Here is a 16,254-nt window from a genome sequence, read left to right on the forward strand (position 1 = left end):
TATATGAAATCAGTTTTGCTTTATTATCCTTTTGAAATAGCTGAAAATGCGAATAGCGGTTCCAAGCTTCGACCTAAGGAAATGTATAAGGCGTTTCAGGAATGGGGAGCGAAGGAGAACATAGAAATTCTACTTCTGTCAGGAAATTCTTCTGCCCGGGAAGCCCTTTTTGAACAATGGAAGGCAGAAGGGAAGCTTGAACATGTTTGGTTTTGCTATATGGAAAATCAAACGATTCCTTTCTGGCTGACTGATAAAGGTCATATTCCGAAGAAGCCATTCATTGATAAAAAGGTGATGAGTTATTTAAAGCAGCGTCAAGTGCCTGTTGGCGTTTTCTATCGTGATGTATATTGGAAGTTTGACGAGCTTTATCCGTTAAAAGGTGTAAAAAAGACGATCATGCAAACCATTTATCGGATGGAGGAAAGGTTTTACAACAAGTATTGCCAAGTTATTTTCCTTCCTAGCGATGCGATGGGGACGTATGTTGATATTCAAAGAGAGAAGATTTCTCTTCCGCCGGGCGGCAAAAAAGTGGACGTCGTGAAGAAGGAAAAGGATACTCAGCTCGCGCAGGGTCTTTATGTCGGCGGGATTAATAATGAAGATTACGGTTTATTTTTGCTGCTGGATGCATTAGAACTGGCAAACAAGCAGAAAAAGGTTTCTAAATTGACGATTGTTTGCCGTGAGGATGAATACAGGCAGTTACCTGATGAGAAGAAGAATCGTTTAAAAGAGATGAATGTTGCGATCAAGCATGTAAGCGGCGAAGCATTAAATGATCTCTATCGTGAAATGGACTTTGCCTATATTCCTAGATACCGCAGCACGTACAATGATTTCTCTGTTCCTGTGAAGCTTGTTGAGTATCTCTCTAATGAACTGCCCGTGGTCGCCACATATTGTCAGGCGCAAAGAGAGATAATAGAGTCAGACGGATATGGAATTATTTGCGAGGATAAGCCTGAGGATATGGCAAGAGCCATTAAAGAGATGGCTTTCAAAGCTTCAGGATATCGTGAAAACATTCAAAAAACCTTTTTGCAAAAGCATTCATGGACCGCCAGGGTGGAAAAAATTAAGAATGCCTTAGTAAAAGAGTAGTTTCGAGGCGCTAAAGCGCATGTACAGGAGGATTTATGAAAGTATTAATTTTGGCTCCAAGCAGGTCGATCCACACGCATAAGTGGGCCTTATTTTACAAAAATAACGGGATAGACGTTAAGGTTGTTACCTTTGCGGACCATTATTCTGAGGAAAATGCGAAGGAAATTGATACGACTACACTTCCTAAGCTTTTACCTGGGAAGCTATCTTATTTTTCAAGCGTTTTTGCCCTTAAGAAGGTGCTAAAACAATTTAAGCCTGATATTTTCCATGCTCATTACGCCTCAAGTTATGGCTTTGTCGGAGCGCTTGCGAATTATAAGCCTTTTTATTTGTCTGTCTGGGGAAGAGATGTTTTTCAGTTTCCGCAGCAGGGCAGTTTAAATCGGAAAATGGTTGAATATACTTTGTCGAAAACCGATGTGATTGGTTCTACAAGTCATATCATGGCTAAAGAAACGAATAAGTATACGGATAAAAACATTTTTGTTACACCATTTGGAGTAGATATGGCGAAGTTCAAGCCTCTGCCAGGTTTAAAATCTGAGGATCATATTACGATTGGAACGGTTAAGGCACTCGAAGATAAATACGGAATTGCGGATTTAATTCATGCCTTTGCAGACATCCATAAGAGTAAAAGCAATGCCAGGCTGCTTATTGTAGGGGATGGACGTCAGAAGGATGAATATATCCAATTAACCCGCGCTTTGAAAATTGAAGATGTCACTACTTTTACTGGACGAGTTCCAAATGACAAGGTTCCGGAATATATCAATAAAATGGATGTATTTGCTGTCCCTTCAACAGAAGATAGTGAGAGCTTCGGTGTCGCTGCAGTCGAATCGATGGCGTGCGGTGTACCTGTTGTCGTTTCTAATGTTGGCGGATTGCCAGAAGTTGTTGTTGAAGGCAAGACTGGATACGTTGTACCGAAGGAAAATCCGAAAGAGTTAGCCAAAGCCATCCTTTCTTTAGTTGAAAATAAAGAAAAGAGCAGAGAAATGGGTCTAGCAGGAATCGAGCATGTGAAAGCCCATTATAATTGGGTAGATAATGCAAATGGAATGCTAGACCTATATGAAAAAACCTTGAAAGAGGGGATGAAATCATGATTAAAAAGGCGGTAATTCCTGCTGCAGGGTTGGGGACTAGATTTTTGCCGGCAACAAAAGCACAGCCGAAGGAAATGCTTCCAATCGTTGATAAACCAACGATTCAATATATTATTGAAGAGGCTGTTGAATCAGGGATTGAGGATATTATTATCGTAACGGGAAGAAGCAAAAGGGCGATTGAGGACCATTTTGATAAATCCGTTGAGTTAGAAATGCTTCTTGAAAGAACAGGCAAGCATGATATGCTCGAAGTGGTTGAGAATATCTCCAATCTTGTTGATATTCATTATGTTCGACAAAAAGAGCCGCTTGGCTTAGGACATGCTGTGTTATGTGCGAAGAAGTTTATCGGAAACGAGCCTTTTGCGGTATTGTTGGGTGATGATATCGTAGATAGTGAGGTTCCTGCTCTTAAACAAATGATTAATCAATATAATGAAGTTCAATCAAGCATATTGGGCTGTAATGAGGTTCCGCGTTCTGAGGTTAATAAGTATGGAATCGTGAATTACTCAGAGAAAAACGGGGATCTATACAAGGTGGAAAGCCTTGTTGAAAAACCTTCGATTGAAGAGGCTCCGTCCACACAAGCGATTGTTGGGCGCTATATTTTATCGCCGGCGATTTTTGAATTGCTTGAAGAGGTTGCCCCTGATAAAAAAGGTGAAATCCAGCTTACAGATGCGATTGATCGTTTATTAGGAAAAGAATCGATTTACTCCTATATTCTTCAAGGGAAGCGATATGATGTTGGGGATAAATTTGGTTTCTTACAGGCATCAATTGATTATGCTTTAAAGCGTCCAGATCTTAAAGATAAGCTGGAAGCGTATATTAAACAGTTAAATGTGAACTAATTGGAGATGGGAAAATGAGAGTGATTTACTTATGTCAGCATTTTCCCCCTGAAACAGGTGCTCCGCAAATTCGTGTGTACGAAGTGAGTAAAGAGCTTATTAGCAGAGGACATCAGGTGGAAGTGATTACCGCATTTCCTCATCACCCTCACGGAATCATTCCAGAGGAATATCGAGGAAAGTTTTATATGTTTGAAAAGTGGGATGGGATCCCTGTTCATCGTTCTTGGATTTACCCATCTCCAAAGGGAAGCTTTTGGAAGCGGCTTGCTTCTTATTTTTCCTTCACCTTTAGTGCCTTTTATTCCATTATGAAATCCAAGCCAACCGATGTGATCATCTGTAATTCCCCGCCGTTATTTCTTGGGATTACGGGTTATCTCGGTGCGAAAATGAAGCGGGCTAAGTTTGTTTTCAACGTTGCAGATATTTGGCCGGAATCAGCGGTGGAGCTTGGCATTTTGAAAAATAAAAGCTTTATCCGGCTAGCGGAGGTCCTTGAAAGGTTCTTGTATAAGAAGTCGTGGAAAATCGCGACTGCTACTGATGGCATTAAGGATTATATGGTTCGAAAGGGGAAGGATGAGGCAGATGTGTTTCTTCTTCCGAATGGTGTGAATACGGATACCTTTTTGCCACTTCCGAAAGACCATGAGCTTTTGGAGAAAATAGGCATTCAGGGGAAAAAGGTATTTATGTACGCTGGAGCTTTGGGTTATGCCCAAGGATTAGATTCCGTATTGGGGGCAGCTCTTATATTAAAGGACAAGCTTCCAGATGTGCATTTTCTCTTCGTTGGTGATGGTCAGGAGCGCGAGAAGCTGGTGAACATGAAAGAGGAATTCCAGCTTGATAATGTGACATTCTACGGATCCGTTCCTGTATCGGAAATGCCAAGGATGTTCTCGATTTGTGATTATAGTATTGTTTCGTTGAGAAATATTGAACTGTTTAAAGGGGCAAGGCCATCGAAGATTTTTCCTGCCATTTCTTCAGGGAAACCCGTTTTATACTGTGGGGATGGCGAAAGTGCGGCTATTTTGGAAGAATATCACTGTGGTAAAATTGCGCCGCCGGAAAATCCAGAGGGAATTGCGGCTGCCATTGAAGAGTTAATGAAAGTAACTGATGATGAGTATCAAGCCATGAGTGAAAATGGACGCAAGCTTGCTATCGAACAGTATTCATGGAAGAGCATTGTAGATGATATTCTAGACAATATTGATATGAAGCGAAAAGCAAAAGCCAATTCCTGAGTGTGGGGAATTGGCTTTTGTTTTGTTAAATGGTCCATGGTGGGTTCATAGTGCTCGAAAAGGCTGGCACAAGATGAAAACGCGCACTATGACGAGTTCATAGTGCTCGAAAAGGTGGGCCCAAGGTAAAAACGCTCACTATGACGAGTTCATAGTGCTCGAAAATGGTGGCTCAAGATGAAAACGCTCACTATGACATGTTCATAGTGCTCGAAAAGGGCGACCCAAAGTAAAAACGCTCACTATGACGAGTTCATAGTGTTCGAAAATGATGGGTCAAGGTAAAAACGCGTACTATGACGGGTTCATAGTGCTCGAAAATGATGGGTCAAGGTAAAAACGCGCACTATGACGAGTTCATAGTGCTCGAAAAGGCTGGCCCAAGGTAAAAACGCTCACTATGAAGGGTTCATAGTGCTCAAAAAGCCCGCCCCAAAGTAAAAACGCTCACTATGACAAGTTCATAGTGAGCGAAATGGACGACCTAAAGTGAAATTTACCTAGACACCGTTGTCCCCTGGAAGTAATGAGTAAGAATTTGCTCGGCTGTCCAGCCTTTTTCCGCAAATCCCTTTGCACCATATTGGCTCATGCCGACGCGGTGGCCCCAGCCTTTTCCGTTTAGGGTAACGGTTGTAATGTTTCCGGTTCCTTCATTCGTTACAACACCATTAGCAGTTTGAATAGAAACCTTTGAATCCGTCAGCGTGACTTCGCCATTCGCAGTTTGCACTTTTTGCCCTTTCAAATCTCCAATAGCAGTAGTTCCGCTAGAAGTCTGTACAGAAAGATTTTGTGAAGCCGAGCCACCATTCAGCTGAATGTCGAACCAGTTGGATTGCAATTTATTATACAGCTGCGGGTTGTTCAGTGGGAAATAGTTTCGAATAATCGATTCATTTCCTGTTACTGTTTTATCCCCTGCAGAGGTTTTAATCGTCATGCCTTTTACCTCTCCGTTAGCACCTGTTTTTGATAACACTATGTCATAAATCTGTGCTGAAAGATCTGTGAATCCAAAAGTTTTCAGCAGAGTTTCGGCAGGGAATGTTTCTGTCCAGTTGCTGAACGGCGATGATTCATATGGATCATCTACTGAAACAAGATATGGGAAGTGCGCTTGGTTCGAGTTCCACACATCACCAACATTTGCCGTTCTGCCGCCGCTTGTGGAAAAGAAAAATGTTTGGATCGGCTTGCCGTTATATTTGACTAGCATTCCTTCTGTTTCTTTAATAGCCGCATTTGTTCTTGCGTCTTCACCAGAGTATCCTCGATACACTTGGCTAGCTGCTGTGCTTGTCAGCATCAAGGTGTTGGCAGCATAGCTTCTTGCTGATATCGCTTGAGCCTTCAGTGCTTCCTTATGAAAGGAGGCAGGCATTTCACTTGGGACAACTCCCTTTAAATAATCTTCCATATCAAGAATGTTAATGATTTCTACCTTGCTTCCATTTGGCTTTAAAAAGAAGCTGCCCCTATATGTCGTGCTGTTGCTGACTCTGACAAGAGAGGTACTTGTGCTGATTTTTTCCTGTAAATTGAAGCCTGTTGCAGAATTAAGACTAGTTCCGTTGAAAGTGACATTTACATTTGAACCGTCCTTTTTAACGATGAGAACCGTGCCTTGTGGTATTTCTGTGACTTCAGCCGTATCTTTGTTGTTTAACTGATAACTGCCATTTGCTGTTAGCGTAACACTGGCTGCCAGATGTACCGATACATTTACTTCATTCGGATAATTTACTAGTTCAGATGCTTTTGAGTCTGTTGGAAGATAGACTAGTAGCAATAGGAAACTAACAATGATAGAAATGAATTTCTTCAATTTATTTCACCTCGCTAAGAGATCCGGATACCCATCCTTTTACTCCAGCAGAAGTTTCAGCATTGTACCAAACTTCTCCTTTTGCATTAGTAAATGTTGAAATATATTTCAATGATGTTCCTTTTTTCAGTGTTTCGATGACGGCATAGCTAGTCGTAGCCCCTTTGCGCAGATGAACATCTCCAAATGTAACGACCTGTGTCGGACCGCTCGTGCTCGGTTTTGTTACAGAAACCTCGTTTGAAAATACCCATCCCTTTACAGTAGCGGAAAGCTCAACACGATACCAAAGGCCTGTAGAAGATGTAAATTGATCAATGACCTTCAGCGCTGACCCTTGTGTTTTTGTAGCAATGACTTTATAGCTTTTCGTTGCGCCGGAGTGAATATTAACCGATGCATTGGCTGCATAAACAGTTGATGGAAGTTCTCCGTTTGCCGGCGGCTGAGTCGTAGTTGGCGGTGGTGTTACAGGATTTGATCCTAGTTGAGCAACTTGAGCTTTCAAACTATTAATCTCTAGCTGTTGTGTATTAATCTTATTCTCAAGCTCAGTCATTTTTGTCTTCATTGGATTTAATTGGGAGGTTACCCATTCCACACTGGCTAATACAACATTGCTAGAAGCGTTCATCGCCTGGGGTGTTGCCAATACAGCGCCTGCTCCAATGCTAAGTGTCAATGCTCCAGCAGCAATTAATTTTTTAGACCGGTTCATTTATTTTTTTCCCCCTATGTTATGTAATAGTTTTATAAAAAAAAATTTGGGTATTATATAAAAAATACCCAAATTCACTTACATATAGTAGATTAACATAAATTTTTTTGTCAGGAAATAGAATTACTAGATTTTAGAAGTTGTTAAAGTATTCCTCTAAACCTTTCGTGATTCCAACAGCTGCTTTTTTGCGGAATTCTGTTGTTTTTAATAAAGCTTCTTCCTTAGGGTTTGATAGGAATGCCAGTTCAACTAGAACACTCGGAAGCTCGTTCATACGGTTTACGTAGAATACTTGCTCCTTCACACCTCTATTATACGTATTCATAGAGGATACCATATTTTTCTGAATGGCCGTTCCCAGTGTTTTACTTCTTGGACCGTTAAAGTTAACGGTTGAATTATAATAGGTCGTCGTTCCATTAGATGTTGAAGAAAAAGAGTCTCCGTGAATACTAATGAACGCATCCGCCTGTGACCGATTGGCAATATCCGTTCTTTGTGACAGCTCTAAAAAGATATCTGTGCTCCTAGTCAAAGTGACGATGGCACCATATGCTTCTAGTTCCTGCTTGAGGATGAGAGCCGTGCCTAAATTTACATCTTTCTCTTTTAGCCCAGTCGGACCAACAGCCCCAGCATCTTTTCCGCCATGTCCGGCATCTACGATAATATGCTTGCCAAGCAATCCGAATGGGACAATTTTGATCGATAACTTATCGTTATAATCTCTGATTGTAAAAGAGTACCCTGGTTCAAATGTGATGATTACAGATTTTTCACTGCCGGACGCAATCGTCTCAACGGATTGAATCCCTGGAATATTTCCTTTTGGCAGATCAACGTCCGTTAATCCTCCGGAAAGCTTTAATCGATTGGACGATAAAGTAGAGTAAGAGATTGAATATTTACTAGGCTTTTTCCAGTTTAAGTATTGATTCCCATCCAAACTAGTCACTTCAGGAGAAAGAAGCTTTTTCTCTAATAATTGAAGGGAATCAATATGTGTTTCCTGAACCCAGCCTGTATTTCCAGATGAGCTCTTTATTTGAAGCCAATATTGGCCAAGTGAATTCGTAAAGTCGCCAACTACAGTCACTTTAGTGCTCTTTTTGAGAACTTCCTTTACTTTATATTGGGTCGAAGCACCGGAATGTAAAGAAATATTGCTTGCACCTACAACAAGGGTAGCCCCTTTACTAATGGTTGGCTTAGTAGATACGACTGTTGCATGCACCCAGACTGTTTGATTAGAACTGTTGAGGGCTTTGTACCATAGACTGCCGCTTGTGTCGTATGCCTTATCTATAGCTGTTAACAGAGTTCCCATTGTCGCTTGATCAACAACAGAATCATTTGTTGATGGGCCGCTTCTTAAATTGGCTACTGCCACACTTACATATAAGTCAATATTCAGTGATTCAGTCGTACTGATTGTATGAGCCGGGACCCAGCCTAATAATGTTGGGGTAACCTCTACCCTTAGCCAAGCAGTTCCATTCGTATGTGTAAAATGATCAACGACTTTAACCTTTTGGTTCGCTGATAGCTTGGTTACAGATGCATAGGAGTCAGTCGCCCCTTTTCTTACATCATTTCCGTTTTTACTGCTGAATACATAGCTGCCAACCTCTGGGAGGGTGGATGCATCAGGGGCAGTCTCCGAGTCAGGAGGACTTGGCAAATTGGAAGCAGGCTTAAAGGCATCCTCATGAATCCAGCCTTTAATGGTGCCTAAATCTGCACGATACCAAGTTTCTCCAGCCGCATTTTTAAATGTGTCAATGATGTTGATCTTTTGATTTTGATAAACGTATGTAACAATGCTGTAGGATCCAGTGGCGCCCTTTCTGACTGCAGCTTTGGATTGAACCGTCTTGCTTTCTATAGCAGGAGGGGCAGGCTTTGAATCGGTCACCGGGGTTAAGTAGCTTTGAATGACCCATCCTTTAATCGAACCAACTTCGATTCGGTACCATAATTCCCCTTTGCTATTTTTAAAGCTATCAATCACTTTTACCTTCGTTCCTTTTGATAGCTTTGCTGCTACGTCATAAGTGGTTGTAGCGCCTTTACGAACATTTACTTGATCCTCTGTAATGGTTGCTTCTTTTCCTGTTAGCAGTGTAGATTGATTAGTAGAATTCTCGGCAAAGCCGCTCGCTAATCCCCATCCTTGTTTGCTGCCTAAATCAACTCGATACCATGTTTCACCAGCAGAGTTGATGAATTCATCAATAACGGTAACGCTTTTTCCTATAGGAAGAGATGTAATTAGAGGATAGGCAGCTGTAGCGCCTTTTCTAATCTCAACATTTTGGTCTACGAACATATTAGCCGGAGTATTAAGATTTTCGGCTTGTACGATGGCAGGGAATAAAGCAGCAGTGGCAAGAACAGAAGAGGCAATGAGTTTTTTCAAATTTCTTCCCTCCGTTGTCAAAATTTAATAGATACTACCTTATTCTAGCGAATTTTGTCTAATGTTCCAACCCGTAAAAGCAAATTTAGGCATTTATAATTATGAAAAAAATGTAAGGAGGAAAATAAAGCTAAAATAGGCTTGTTTGATAGGCAGAAAACATTCATGAGCGTCTGCTCCCAGCCTAGAATAAATGTCGCTGGCTTCATTTCTCGGCGCTGGTGATTACTAACAAGTTCTGCTGAATTCAACAACAATTTAGTTTTTACATAAAAAAAGCTGCCTTAGCATCCGCATCGGCAACTTTAATTAGTATCTATTAAGATGGTAATCTTTTAAAAAATGAAATTAGTATTCTACACCAGTGGACGCCTGTTCAGAAGCGCTCGAATCGGATGATTGATTTCCCGACAGGTTATTAGTAGTCGTGTTGTTGAGCGTGTTATTTAGAATCGTGCTAATTTCTTCGATGGATTCATCTTCTGGGAAAAAGTAAGAGATCCCATTATATTTCCCATCAGTTCCTCTTAAAGCAAGGGTTTGAATTTCTGAAGTTTTTAGTTTGGAATAAAGCTTAACAAAGCTAGCAAATTGAGATGGAGGGATGTTTGTTTTCACATTCTCTCCAAGATCGCCTAATAGATCATCAATTTTTGTAATCGTTCCGAAAGAGGTGCCTTTGTCGATGATCGCTTTTATGACTTCTTTCTGTCTTTCATTACGTCCTTTATCACCTTCAGGATCCTTTTTTCTCATCCTAACGTAGGCAAGTGCTTCATTTCCATTTAAGTCCATTTGGCCTTCGTAGAAAGTTTTCCATTTTAAACTTCCGGTTAATTGGGATTTAAATGTAAAGGGAACATTCACCTGAACGCCGCCAAGGGTGTCAACGATATCTTCAAAGCCTTCGAAATTTGTCGTGATATAGTAATCAATCGGAACATCCAATAATTGATTAACTGTTTCGATTGTGGACTCTACACCGCCATAGCTATAGGATTCCGTGATTTTTGTCTGGAAACCTGCTGCTGGAATCATCGTTCGAGTATCCCGAGGAATGCTGAGCATGGATACTTCTCCTGTTTGCGGACTGACTGTTACTAGCATGACAACATCAGATCTTGCACCGCCGCCTTGCTCTTCTATCCCAAGTAAAAGTATATTAAAAGCATCCTTCGTAATCTTTACTTCTTCTGTACGGTGATTTTTTACTTTATCCCGATCAATTTCTTTATAAATATTATCGCCGGCTAATTTGGCATGGTAAAATACGTTAATAGCAAAATAGGACCCGCCGCCTAAGAGAAGGAGGAGGAAAAGGAGGACAGTAACTCGCCAAAAGCGTTTCTTTTTGTTTTTTCGCCTATTTGACCTAGATTTAGACATGCTATCCCTACTTTTTTTAAAATAATATAGTCACTTTTTTGAATTAGGAAATGGGATTGAAACAATAGTTAATTTTACATAAATAATAGGCAATCGTAAATATAATTATTTTCCCACTTCTTCCTCCAAATACACCTTGTCACCTTTCGAAATAATACCTTGTCCATTCGTAAGCTCAACCATCCAGTTAATGAAGTTCTCCGTTTGCTCCTCTTCGACATAAGTTTCAAACTCGACATTATCAAGGTAATGGATCTCTTTAATCGAATAAACGGACGAGCGGAGTTCATTTTCAAGCTTGCCAAGCCAGGTGTAATCGACTTTTGTGTGCATGACCCTCATTAATTTCCGTTCGACTATACCGGTTGAATCGATGCCTTCAGAGGTGGCTTTTCCATAGGCGCGGATCAGGCCGCCGGCACCGAGCTTAATTCCGCCGAAATAACGGGTAATCACAACAGCTGTATCTTTAAGATGTTTTTTCTTCAGTACTTCAAGAATGGGAACTCCGGCTGTGCCGCTCGGCTCTCCATCATCGTTTGCCTTTTGAATTTGATCATTTTCTCCAATCATATAGGCTGAGCAGTTATGTGTGGCATCCCAGTGCTTCTTCTTAATTTGCTGAATAAAGTCCTGGGCTTCTGCTTCCGTCTCCGCTCTAGTCACATAAGCAATAAATCGTGATTTTTGGATGACAATTTCGTTTTCACCGTATTCTTTCACTGTATAGTAACGGGGCAGCATATAACCGCTCCTTTCTTTTCAAACATTGAATCGCCTTTCTACATTATAATTCGACACCATTATTACATCAATCATAATGGTAAAAGTTACGTGCTATTCTAAAATATAATAAAGTTGAAAAATATATCTTGTTTTGTAATGAAATCTTAATATAGCAATATTTGTCCCATGGTATAATAACACTATCCTAATAGTGAAAAATTGGATTAGTGGAGCTTGTCGGCCGCTTAACAGGAAAGTACTTTAGGATTTAGTCACACCTATAGTCATTATACTAGGATATAAGACATAGAGGAAAAACTCAAGTATGAGTCTTTTTACCGATTTTTTCATGATTTAGTATAATTTAATGGGCGGAATGATAGTATCTCTTGTTAAATAAAACTAATATAATGGATATAGGTAATGGGCTTAAAAGAAGGTACCTAGTAATAATATTCATTGTAAACATGCGGTTAGTACTCTTCCGATCGCTGCAAGGCTAAAAATTTCAAGTAGAGAAGCAATTTGCCTTTGCCAGCCCGCCAAATTGAGTTAGGCGATAGTGAAACTTATGCGAAGTTTCTGGCGTCTAATCATTGGAGGAAAATCTTATGAGTAATAAGAAATTTGATACGAAAACACTTGATTTGATTTTAGAGCAAATGGTTGAAGCAGTTGGTTCAAGCAAGGACGAAGTGTTTCAAATTGGTGAGCAATGCCGCAAGGAGCATTTATCATTATCCGATGAACTTAAAGAAGTGAAGGAGCTTGTCAGAAATTCCATTGACGAAGGGGACAAGCTTGAGGCTCAGACTCGTTTTGCCAGAAAGAAGCTTTCCGAGGTGAGCAAGCACTTTAAGGACTATACTGAAGCTGAGGTTCGGGATGCCTATGAAAAGGCGCACCGCCTGCAAATGGATTATTCCATGAATCAGCAGCTCGAAAAGCAGCTCCGGGACAGACGGGATGATATTGAAAGAAGGCTCTTGGGCTTAAATGAAACCATTGAACGTGCCGAGCATTTGATATCGCAAATTTCAGTGGTTATGAATTATTTAATGAGCGATTTGAAACAGGTTGGAGAAATGCTGGAAAACGCCAAGCTGAAACAGGAATTTGGCTTGAAAATTATCGAAGCGCAGGAAGAAGAGCGGAAGCGGCTGTCCCGTGAAATACACGATGGCCCCGCACAGATGATGGCGAATGTGATGATGCGTTCCGATTTGATTGAACGAGTATATAAGGAACAAGGCGGTCCTGCAGCAATTGGGGAAATTCGCGATCTTAAGAAAATGGTCCGAAGCGCTCTCTATGAGGTTCGAAGGATTATTTATGATTTGCGCCCGATGGCCCTTGACGACTTAGGCTTAGTCCCAACCCTCAAAAAATACTTAGCAACCATCGAAGAATATCATAAGTCGATTCGAATAGATTTTTCAAATATAAAAGAAGAAAAGCGCCTTCCTGGTAAATACGAAGTAGCACTTTTTCGCCTCATTCAGGAATCCGTGCAAAATGCTTTAAAGCATGCAGAAGCCAATCGAATCACAGTGAGACTGGAAATTGATAAATCGAAGGTAACTGTCGTCATTAGAGATGATGGAAAAGGCTTCGATATTCAAGAAAAGAAGAACAATTCCTTTGGGATTATGGGCATGAGAGAAAGAGTCGAGCTGCTGGAAGGACAGCTAGCCATCGATTCAGTCGTTGGAAAAGGGACCATTGTCATTATACAGGTTCCATTAAATATGTAGCTGCTACATACATTGTAAAGCGATAAAAATGCAGATCTTCTACCAGCAGAATTGGTTCTCTTACTTTGCAAACAAAAAAGCGTTCGTATCAGAATCAATTCGCAGGTATTTAAATAGTAATTGTAGAATGATAAGAGGAAAAAAATAGAATGAGACAAATTGGGATTTATTTGGGAGGGAACACAATTGACTACAAAGATTGTCATAATCGATGACCACCAATTGTTTAGAGAAGGTGTAAAAAGAATACTAGATTTTGAAAAATCATTCTCGGTTGTTGCAGAAGGTGATGACGGAAGTGAAGCGTTAGCACTTGTAGAAACACATCAGCCAGACGTTGTGATCATGGATATTAATATGCCTACAACGAACGGCGTAGAAGCAACGAGACAGTTAATTGAGAAATATCCAGAATCAAAAGTCATCATTCTATCTATTCACGATGATGAAAACTATGTGTCACATGCGCTAAAAACTGGCGCCAGTGGATATTTATTGAAGGAAATGGATGCGGATGCCTTAATCGAGGCTGTTAAGGTTGTCGCAGACGGCGGATCCTACCTGCATCCAAAAGTTACTCATAACTTGGTGAATGAATATCGCCGTCTGGCTCTTGAGGAGTCTGGAAAGGGTGGGGGCTACACACAAAGAGTAGAAATTCGCCGCCCGCTTCACTTGCTGACTCGCCGCGAATGCGAAGTCCTTCAGCTGCTTGCTGACGGAAAAAGCAACCGAGGCATCGGCGAAGCGATCTTCATCAGCGAAAAAACGGTTAAAAACCACGTAAGTAATATTCTTCAAAAGATGAATGTTAACGACCGTACTCAAGCAGTGGTTGTAGCGATTAAAAATGGCTGGGTGGAAGTGCGTTAATTGGCACTACTCATTTTAAAAACACGTGATGGCTTTATAGAGCTATGACGTGTTTTTTATTTTAATAACGCGGCAGCGATCGTTTGGAGAAGTGACATAATTTTGGAACCTCTTTTGCGTGCATATTGAATCATTAGAATGATTTCATCTAACTCCTGTGGAGAAGAAACCTCAAGTACCCAGTCTGCTAATTCATCCCCACTAATAGAATAATTCATATTCGGCACTTTGATGGACTTGTGCCGGCCCAGCTCACTTTTTAATTGATTGAACTTATAATTCTGTAGCATTTTATTTTACATTCCCCCGAACAAGTGTTGATAATTTTCATCCTTATTTCCCTTGAAGAAATCGAGGGCATTTTTTTATGATTAAGGATATTTTAATGAGACCTGCATATTAGTTCACTTTAACATAATTGATAAAAGTCGCCAAATTGTATCAAGTTTGTTAAAATAATGACATTTTTCATATTGCTATTTACAAAATTCGGTAATTTATACAAAATAGGTATATGGTTATAGGAGGAATGACTTATGGAAAGTTTAGCTTGTTTGACAGATACCGTTCTAATTAATACATACGAGAAAGCAATAGATCAAAACCTTGACCCTTTCTTTATCGAAATATTATCGGCAGAATTAGAAAAGAGAGGCTTAGAGGTAAAAGGTGATAAGGAGGATGCAGATATGCGAGTTATTTTTTGACAGGTTCATAGTGCTCGAAAAGTGTGCTCCCAGTTGAAAATGCTCACTATGACGGGTTCATAGTGCTCGAAAAGGGTGCTCCAAGTTGAAAATGCTCACTATGACGGGTTCATAGTGCCCGAAAAAGGTGCTCCAAGTTGAAAATGCTCACTATGAAGGGTTCATAGTGCTCGAAAAGTGTGTCCCAAGCTGAAAACGCTCACTTTGACGGGTTTATAGTGCTTGAAAAGGTTGCTTCAAGTTGAAAACGCTCACTATGAATGGTTCATAGTGCTCGAAAAAGGTGCTCCAAGTTGAAAATGCCCACTATGACGGGTTCATAGTGCTTGAAAAGGATGTTCCAAGTTGAAAATGCTCACTATGACGAGTTCATAGTGCTCGGAAATAGTGATTCAAGTTGAAAATGCTCACTATGAAGGGTTCATAGTGCACGAAAAGTGTGTCCCAAGCTGAAAACGCTCACTATGACGGGCTCATGGTGCTTGAAAATTCTGGCCTAAGTTGAAACGCTCACTATGAAATATACTTATAGGCCCTTTTACCCTTATTTAATGCAATCCCACCTGATTTCCGCTAAAATGAATTCTAGATAACAGTAGAAAATAAGGATGGTTACGAAATGATGAAAACGGCCGTTGTCACGGATAGTACAGCCTATATCCCGAAGGAATTGCGAGATTCCCTACAAATACATATGATTCCTCTCAGTGTCATCTTCGAAAATGAAAGCTATCAGGAGGAGGTCGAAATTACCGCTTCGGAATTCTATCAAGAGGTTAGGGAAAAAGAGCTTCCAACAACATCCCAGCCTTCCGTTGGTCAATTTGTAGAGCTTTTCAACCAATTGGCAAAGGACTATGATGCGGTCATCACCATTCATCTTTCGAGCGGGATTAGCGGCACGTTCCAAGGAGCCGTTTCTGCAGGCGAAATGGCAGAGGGAATTGAGGTTTATCCATTCGATTCAGAAATTAGCTGCATGGTACAAGGCTTCTACGTCTTGGAGGCAGCGGAAATGGCAGCAGCAGGCAAAGCCCCTCAAGAAATCATCGCTCGTTTGGAAGAAATGAAGAAATCCATCCGCGCTTATTTCATGGTGGACGATCTCTCGCATCTGCAGCGCGGCGGCCGGCTTTCCAGCGCACAGGCACTCATTGGCAGCCTGCTCCAAGTCAAACCACTTCTCCATTTTACAGACAAGAAAATCGTCCCATTCGAAAAAATTCGCACCCGTAAAAAAGCATTAAAGCGAGTTGTCGACCTACTGGAAGAAGATGTGAAATCCGGCGAACCTTACCGCGCCGTTATTATTCATGCCAATCGGGAAGAAGAAGCTCTTGAATGGAAGAACGAGCTAGAAGGCCAGTTCCCAAATGTGGAATTCATGGTCAGCTACTTTGGCCCAGTCATTGGCACCCATCTTGGCGAAGGATCGATGGGGCTTGGGTGGGTGAAGAAATAGATATGAAAGACCCTTTCTATCTTGGAGAGGGTCC

The 16,254-nt window shown here is 40.9% G+C and carries 14 protein-coding genes; 8 read left to right on the top strand and 6 right to left on the bottom strand.

Annotation, left to right across the window (positions count from 1 at the left end):
* Nucleotides 1–3 precede the first annotated feature (3 nt).
* The 4 genes from AR328_RS03920 to AR328_RS03935 are packed head-to-tail and all read left to right on the top strand — an operon-like array spanning nucleotide 4 to nucleotide 4,344.
* Nucleotides 4–1,110, top strand: a complete 1,107-nt coding sequence (locus tag AR328_RS03920) for a glycosyltransferase (RefSeq protein ID WP_066290300.1) — start codon at nucleotides 4–6, stop codon at nucleotides 1,108–1,110.
* Between the two features lie 35 nt (nucleotides 1,111–1,145).
* Nucleotides 1,146–2,228, top strand: a complete 1,083-nt coding sequence (locus AR328_RS03925; RefSeq protein ID WP_066290302.1) for a glycosyltransferase — start codon at nucleotides 1,146–1,148, stop codon at nucleotides 2,226–2,228.
* Nucleotides 2,225–3,088 (top strand): UTP--glucose-1-phosphate uridylyltransferase GalU, encoded by an 864-nt coding sequence (gene galU / locus AR328_RS03930; RefSeq protein WP_066290309.1) that lies wholly within the window; start codon nucleotides 2,225–2,227, stop codon nucleotides 3,086–3,088. Before AR328_RS03925 ends, galU begins: the two co-directional genes overlap by 4 nt.
* Nucleotides 3,089–3,102: 14 nt before the next feature.
* Entirely contained in the window at nucleotides 3,103–4,344 is a 1,242-nt protein-coding gene (locus AR328_RS03935; RefSeq protein ID WP_066290312.1) for a glycosyltransferase family 4 protein, read from the top strand.
* A gap of 496 nt (nucleotides 4,345–4,840) precedes the next feature.
* Here the strand turns inward: AR328_RS03935 and AR328_RS03940 are convergent, their stop codons facing one another.
* From AR328_RS03940 to AR328_RS03960, 5 genes are all read right to left on the bottom strand, one after another.
* On the bottom strand, nucleotides 4,841–6,172 hold the full coding sequence (locus AR328_RS03940; protein WP_066290318.1) for a SpoIID/LytB domain-containing protein: 1,332 nt from the start codon (nucleotides 6,170–6,172) through the stop codon (nucleotides 4,841–4,843).
* A gap of 1 nt (nucleotide 6,173) precedes the next feature.
* A complete protein-coding gene (locus AR328_RS03945) occupies nucleotides 6,174–6,890 on the bottom strand; it encodes an SH3 domain-containing protein (protein WP_066290321.1) in 717 nt (238 codons plus the stop codon).
* A 133-nt stretch (nucleotides 6,891–7,023) separates the two neighbouring features.
* Entirely contained in the window at nucleotides 7,024–9,312 is a 2,289-nt protein-coding gene (locus AR328_RS03950; protein ID WP_066290323.1) for an N-acetylmuramoyl-L-alanine amidase, read from the bottom strand.
* Nucleotides 9,313–9,660: 348 nt separating this feature from the next.
* The gene (locus AR328_RS03955) at nucleotides 9,661–10,698 is read right to left on the bottom strand and encodes an LCP family protein (RefSeq protein WP_066290326.1); all 1,038 of its coding nucleotides are present in this window, start codon (nucleotides 10,696–10,698) and stop codon (nucleotides 9,661–9,663) included.
* A gap of 105 nt (nucleotides 10,699–10,803) precedes the next feature.
* Entirely contained in the window at nucleotides 10,804–11,442 is a 639-nt protein-coding gene (locus tag AR328_RS03960; protein WP_066290328.1) for a YigZ family protein, read from the bottom strand.
* Between the two features lie 593 nt (nucleotides 11,443–12,035).
* On the opposite strand from AR328_RS03960, the gene AR328_RS03965 reads away from it, so the two are divergent.
* Both AR328_RS03965 and AR328_RS03970 read left to right on the top strand, forming a co-directional pair.
* Entirely contained in the window at nucleotides 12,036–13,178 is a 1,143-nt protein-coding gene (locus AR328_RS03965; protein WP_066290331.1) for a sensor histidine kinase, read from the top strand.
* Nucleotides 13,179–13,364: 186 nt separating this feature from the next.
* Complete coding sequence (locus tag AR328_RS03970; protein WP_066290334.1) at nucleotides 13,365–14,051, top strand: response regulator; 687 nt, start codon at nucleotides 13,365–13,367, stop codon at nucleotides 14,049–14,051.
* A gap of 56 nt (nucleotides 14,052–14,107) precedes the next feature.
* Here AR328_RS03970 and AR328_RS03975 read toward each other — a convergent pair whose 3' ends face one another.
* A complete protein-coding gene (locus AR328_RS03975) occupies nucleotides 14,108–14,341 on the bottom strand; it encodes a hypothetical protein (protein WP_066290336.1) in 234 nt (77 codons plus the stop codon).
* A 246-nt stretch (nucleotides 14,342–14,587) separates the two neighbouring features.
* On the opposite strand from AR328_RS03975, the gene sda reads away from it, so the two are divergent.
* Together sda and AR328_RS03980 are read left to right on the top strand one after the other, a co-directional pair.
* Complete coding sequence (sda, locus tag AR328_RS22085; protein WP_082677119.1) at nucleotides 14,588–14,758, top strand: sporulation histidine kinase inhibitor Sda; 171 nt, start codon at nucleotides 14,588–14,590, stop codon at nucleotides 14,756–14,758.
* Between the two features lie 622 nt (nucleotides 14,759–15,380).
* Nucleotides 15,381–16,220 carry a DegV family protein gene (locus AR328_RS03980; RefSeq protein ID WP_066291880.1) on the top strand — a complete coding sequence of 280 codons (840 nt, stop codon included), beginning with the start codon at nucleotides 15,381–15,383 and terminating at the stop codon, nucleotides 16,218–16,220.
* Nucleotides 16,221–16,254 lie beyond the last annotated feature (34 nt).

The organism is Bacillus sp. FJAT-29937 (assembly GCF_001509555.1).
Lineage (GTDB): Bacteria > Bacillota > Bacilli > Bacillales > Cytobacillaceae > Cytobacillus.

What these genes read in the sequence shown, in the direction of transcription:
- AR328_RS03955 (WP_066290326.1), bottom strand. Translation starts at nt 10,698, where the DNA reads ATGTCTAAATCTAGGTCAAATAGGCGAAAAAACAAAAAGAAACGCTTT.
- AR328_RS03945 (WP_066290321.1), bottom strand. Translation starts at nt 6,890, where the DNA reads ATGAACCGGTCTAAAAAATTAATTGCTGCTGGAGCATTGACACTTAGC.
- AR328_RS03925 (WP_066290302.1), top strand. Translation starts at nt 1,146, where the DNA reads ATGAAAGTATTAATTTTGGCTCCAAGCAGGTCGATCCACACGCATAAG.
- AR328_RS03980 (WP_066291880.1), top strand. Translation starts at nt 15,381, where the DNA reads ATGAAAACGGCCGTTGTCACGGATAGTACAGCCTATATCCCGAAGGAA.
- sda (WP_082677119.1), top strand. Translation starts at nt 14,588, where the DNA reads ATGGAAAGTTTAGCTTGTTTGACAGATACCGTTCTAATTAATACATAC.
- AR328_RS03960 (WP_066290328.1), bottom strand. Translation starts at nt 11,442, where the DNA reads ATGCTGCCCCGTTACTATACAGTGAAAGAATACGGTGAAAACGAAATT.
- galU (WP_066290309.1), top strand. Translation starts at nt 2,225, where the DNA reads ATGATTAAAAAGGCGGTAATTCCTGCTGCAGGGTTGGGGACTAGATTT.
- AR328_RS03935 (WP_066290312.1), top strand. Translation starts at nt 3,103, where the DNA reads ATGAGAGTGATTTACTTATGTCAGCATTTTCCCCCTGAAACAGGTGCT.
- AR328_RS03975 (WP_066290336.1), bottom strand. Translation starts at nt 14,341, where the DNA reads ATGCTACAGAATTATAAGTTCAATCAATTAAAAAGTGAGCTGGGCCGG.
- AR328_RS03965 (WP_066290331.1), top strand. Translation starts at nt 12,036, where the DNA reads ATGAGTAATAAGAAATTTGATACGAAAACACTTGATTTGATTTTAGAG.
- AR328_RS03920 (WP_066290300.1), top strand. Translation starts at nt 4, where the DNA reads ATGAAATCAGTTTTGCTTTATTATCCTTTTGAAATAGCTGAAAATGCG.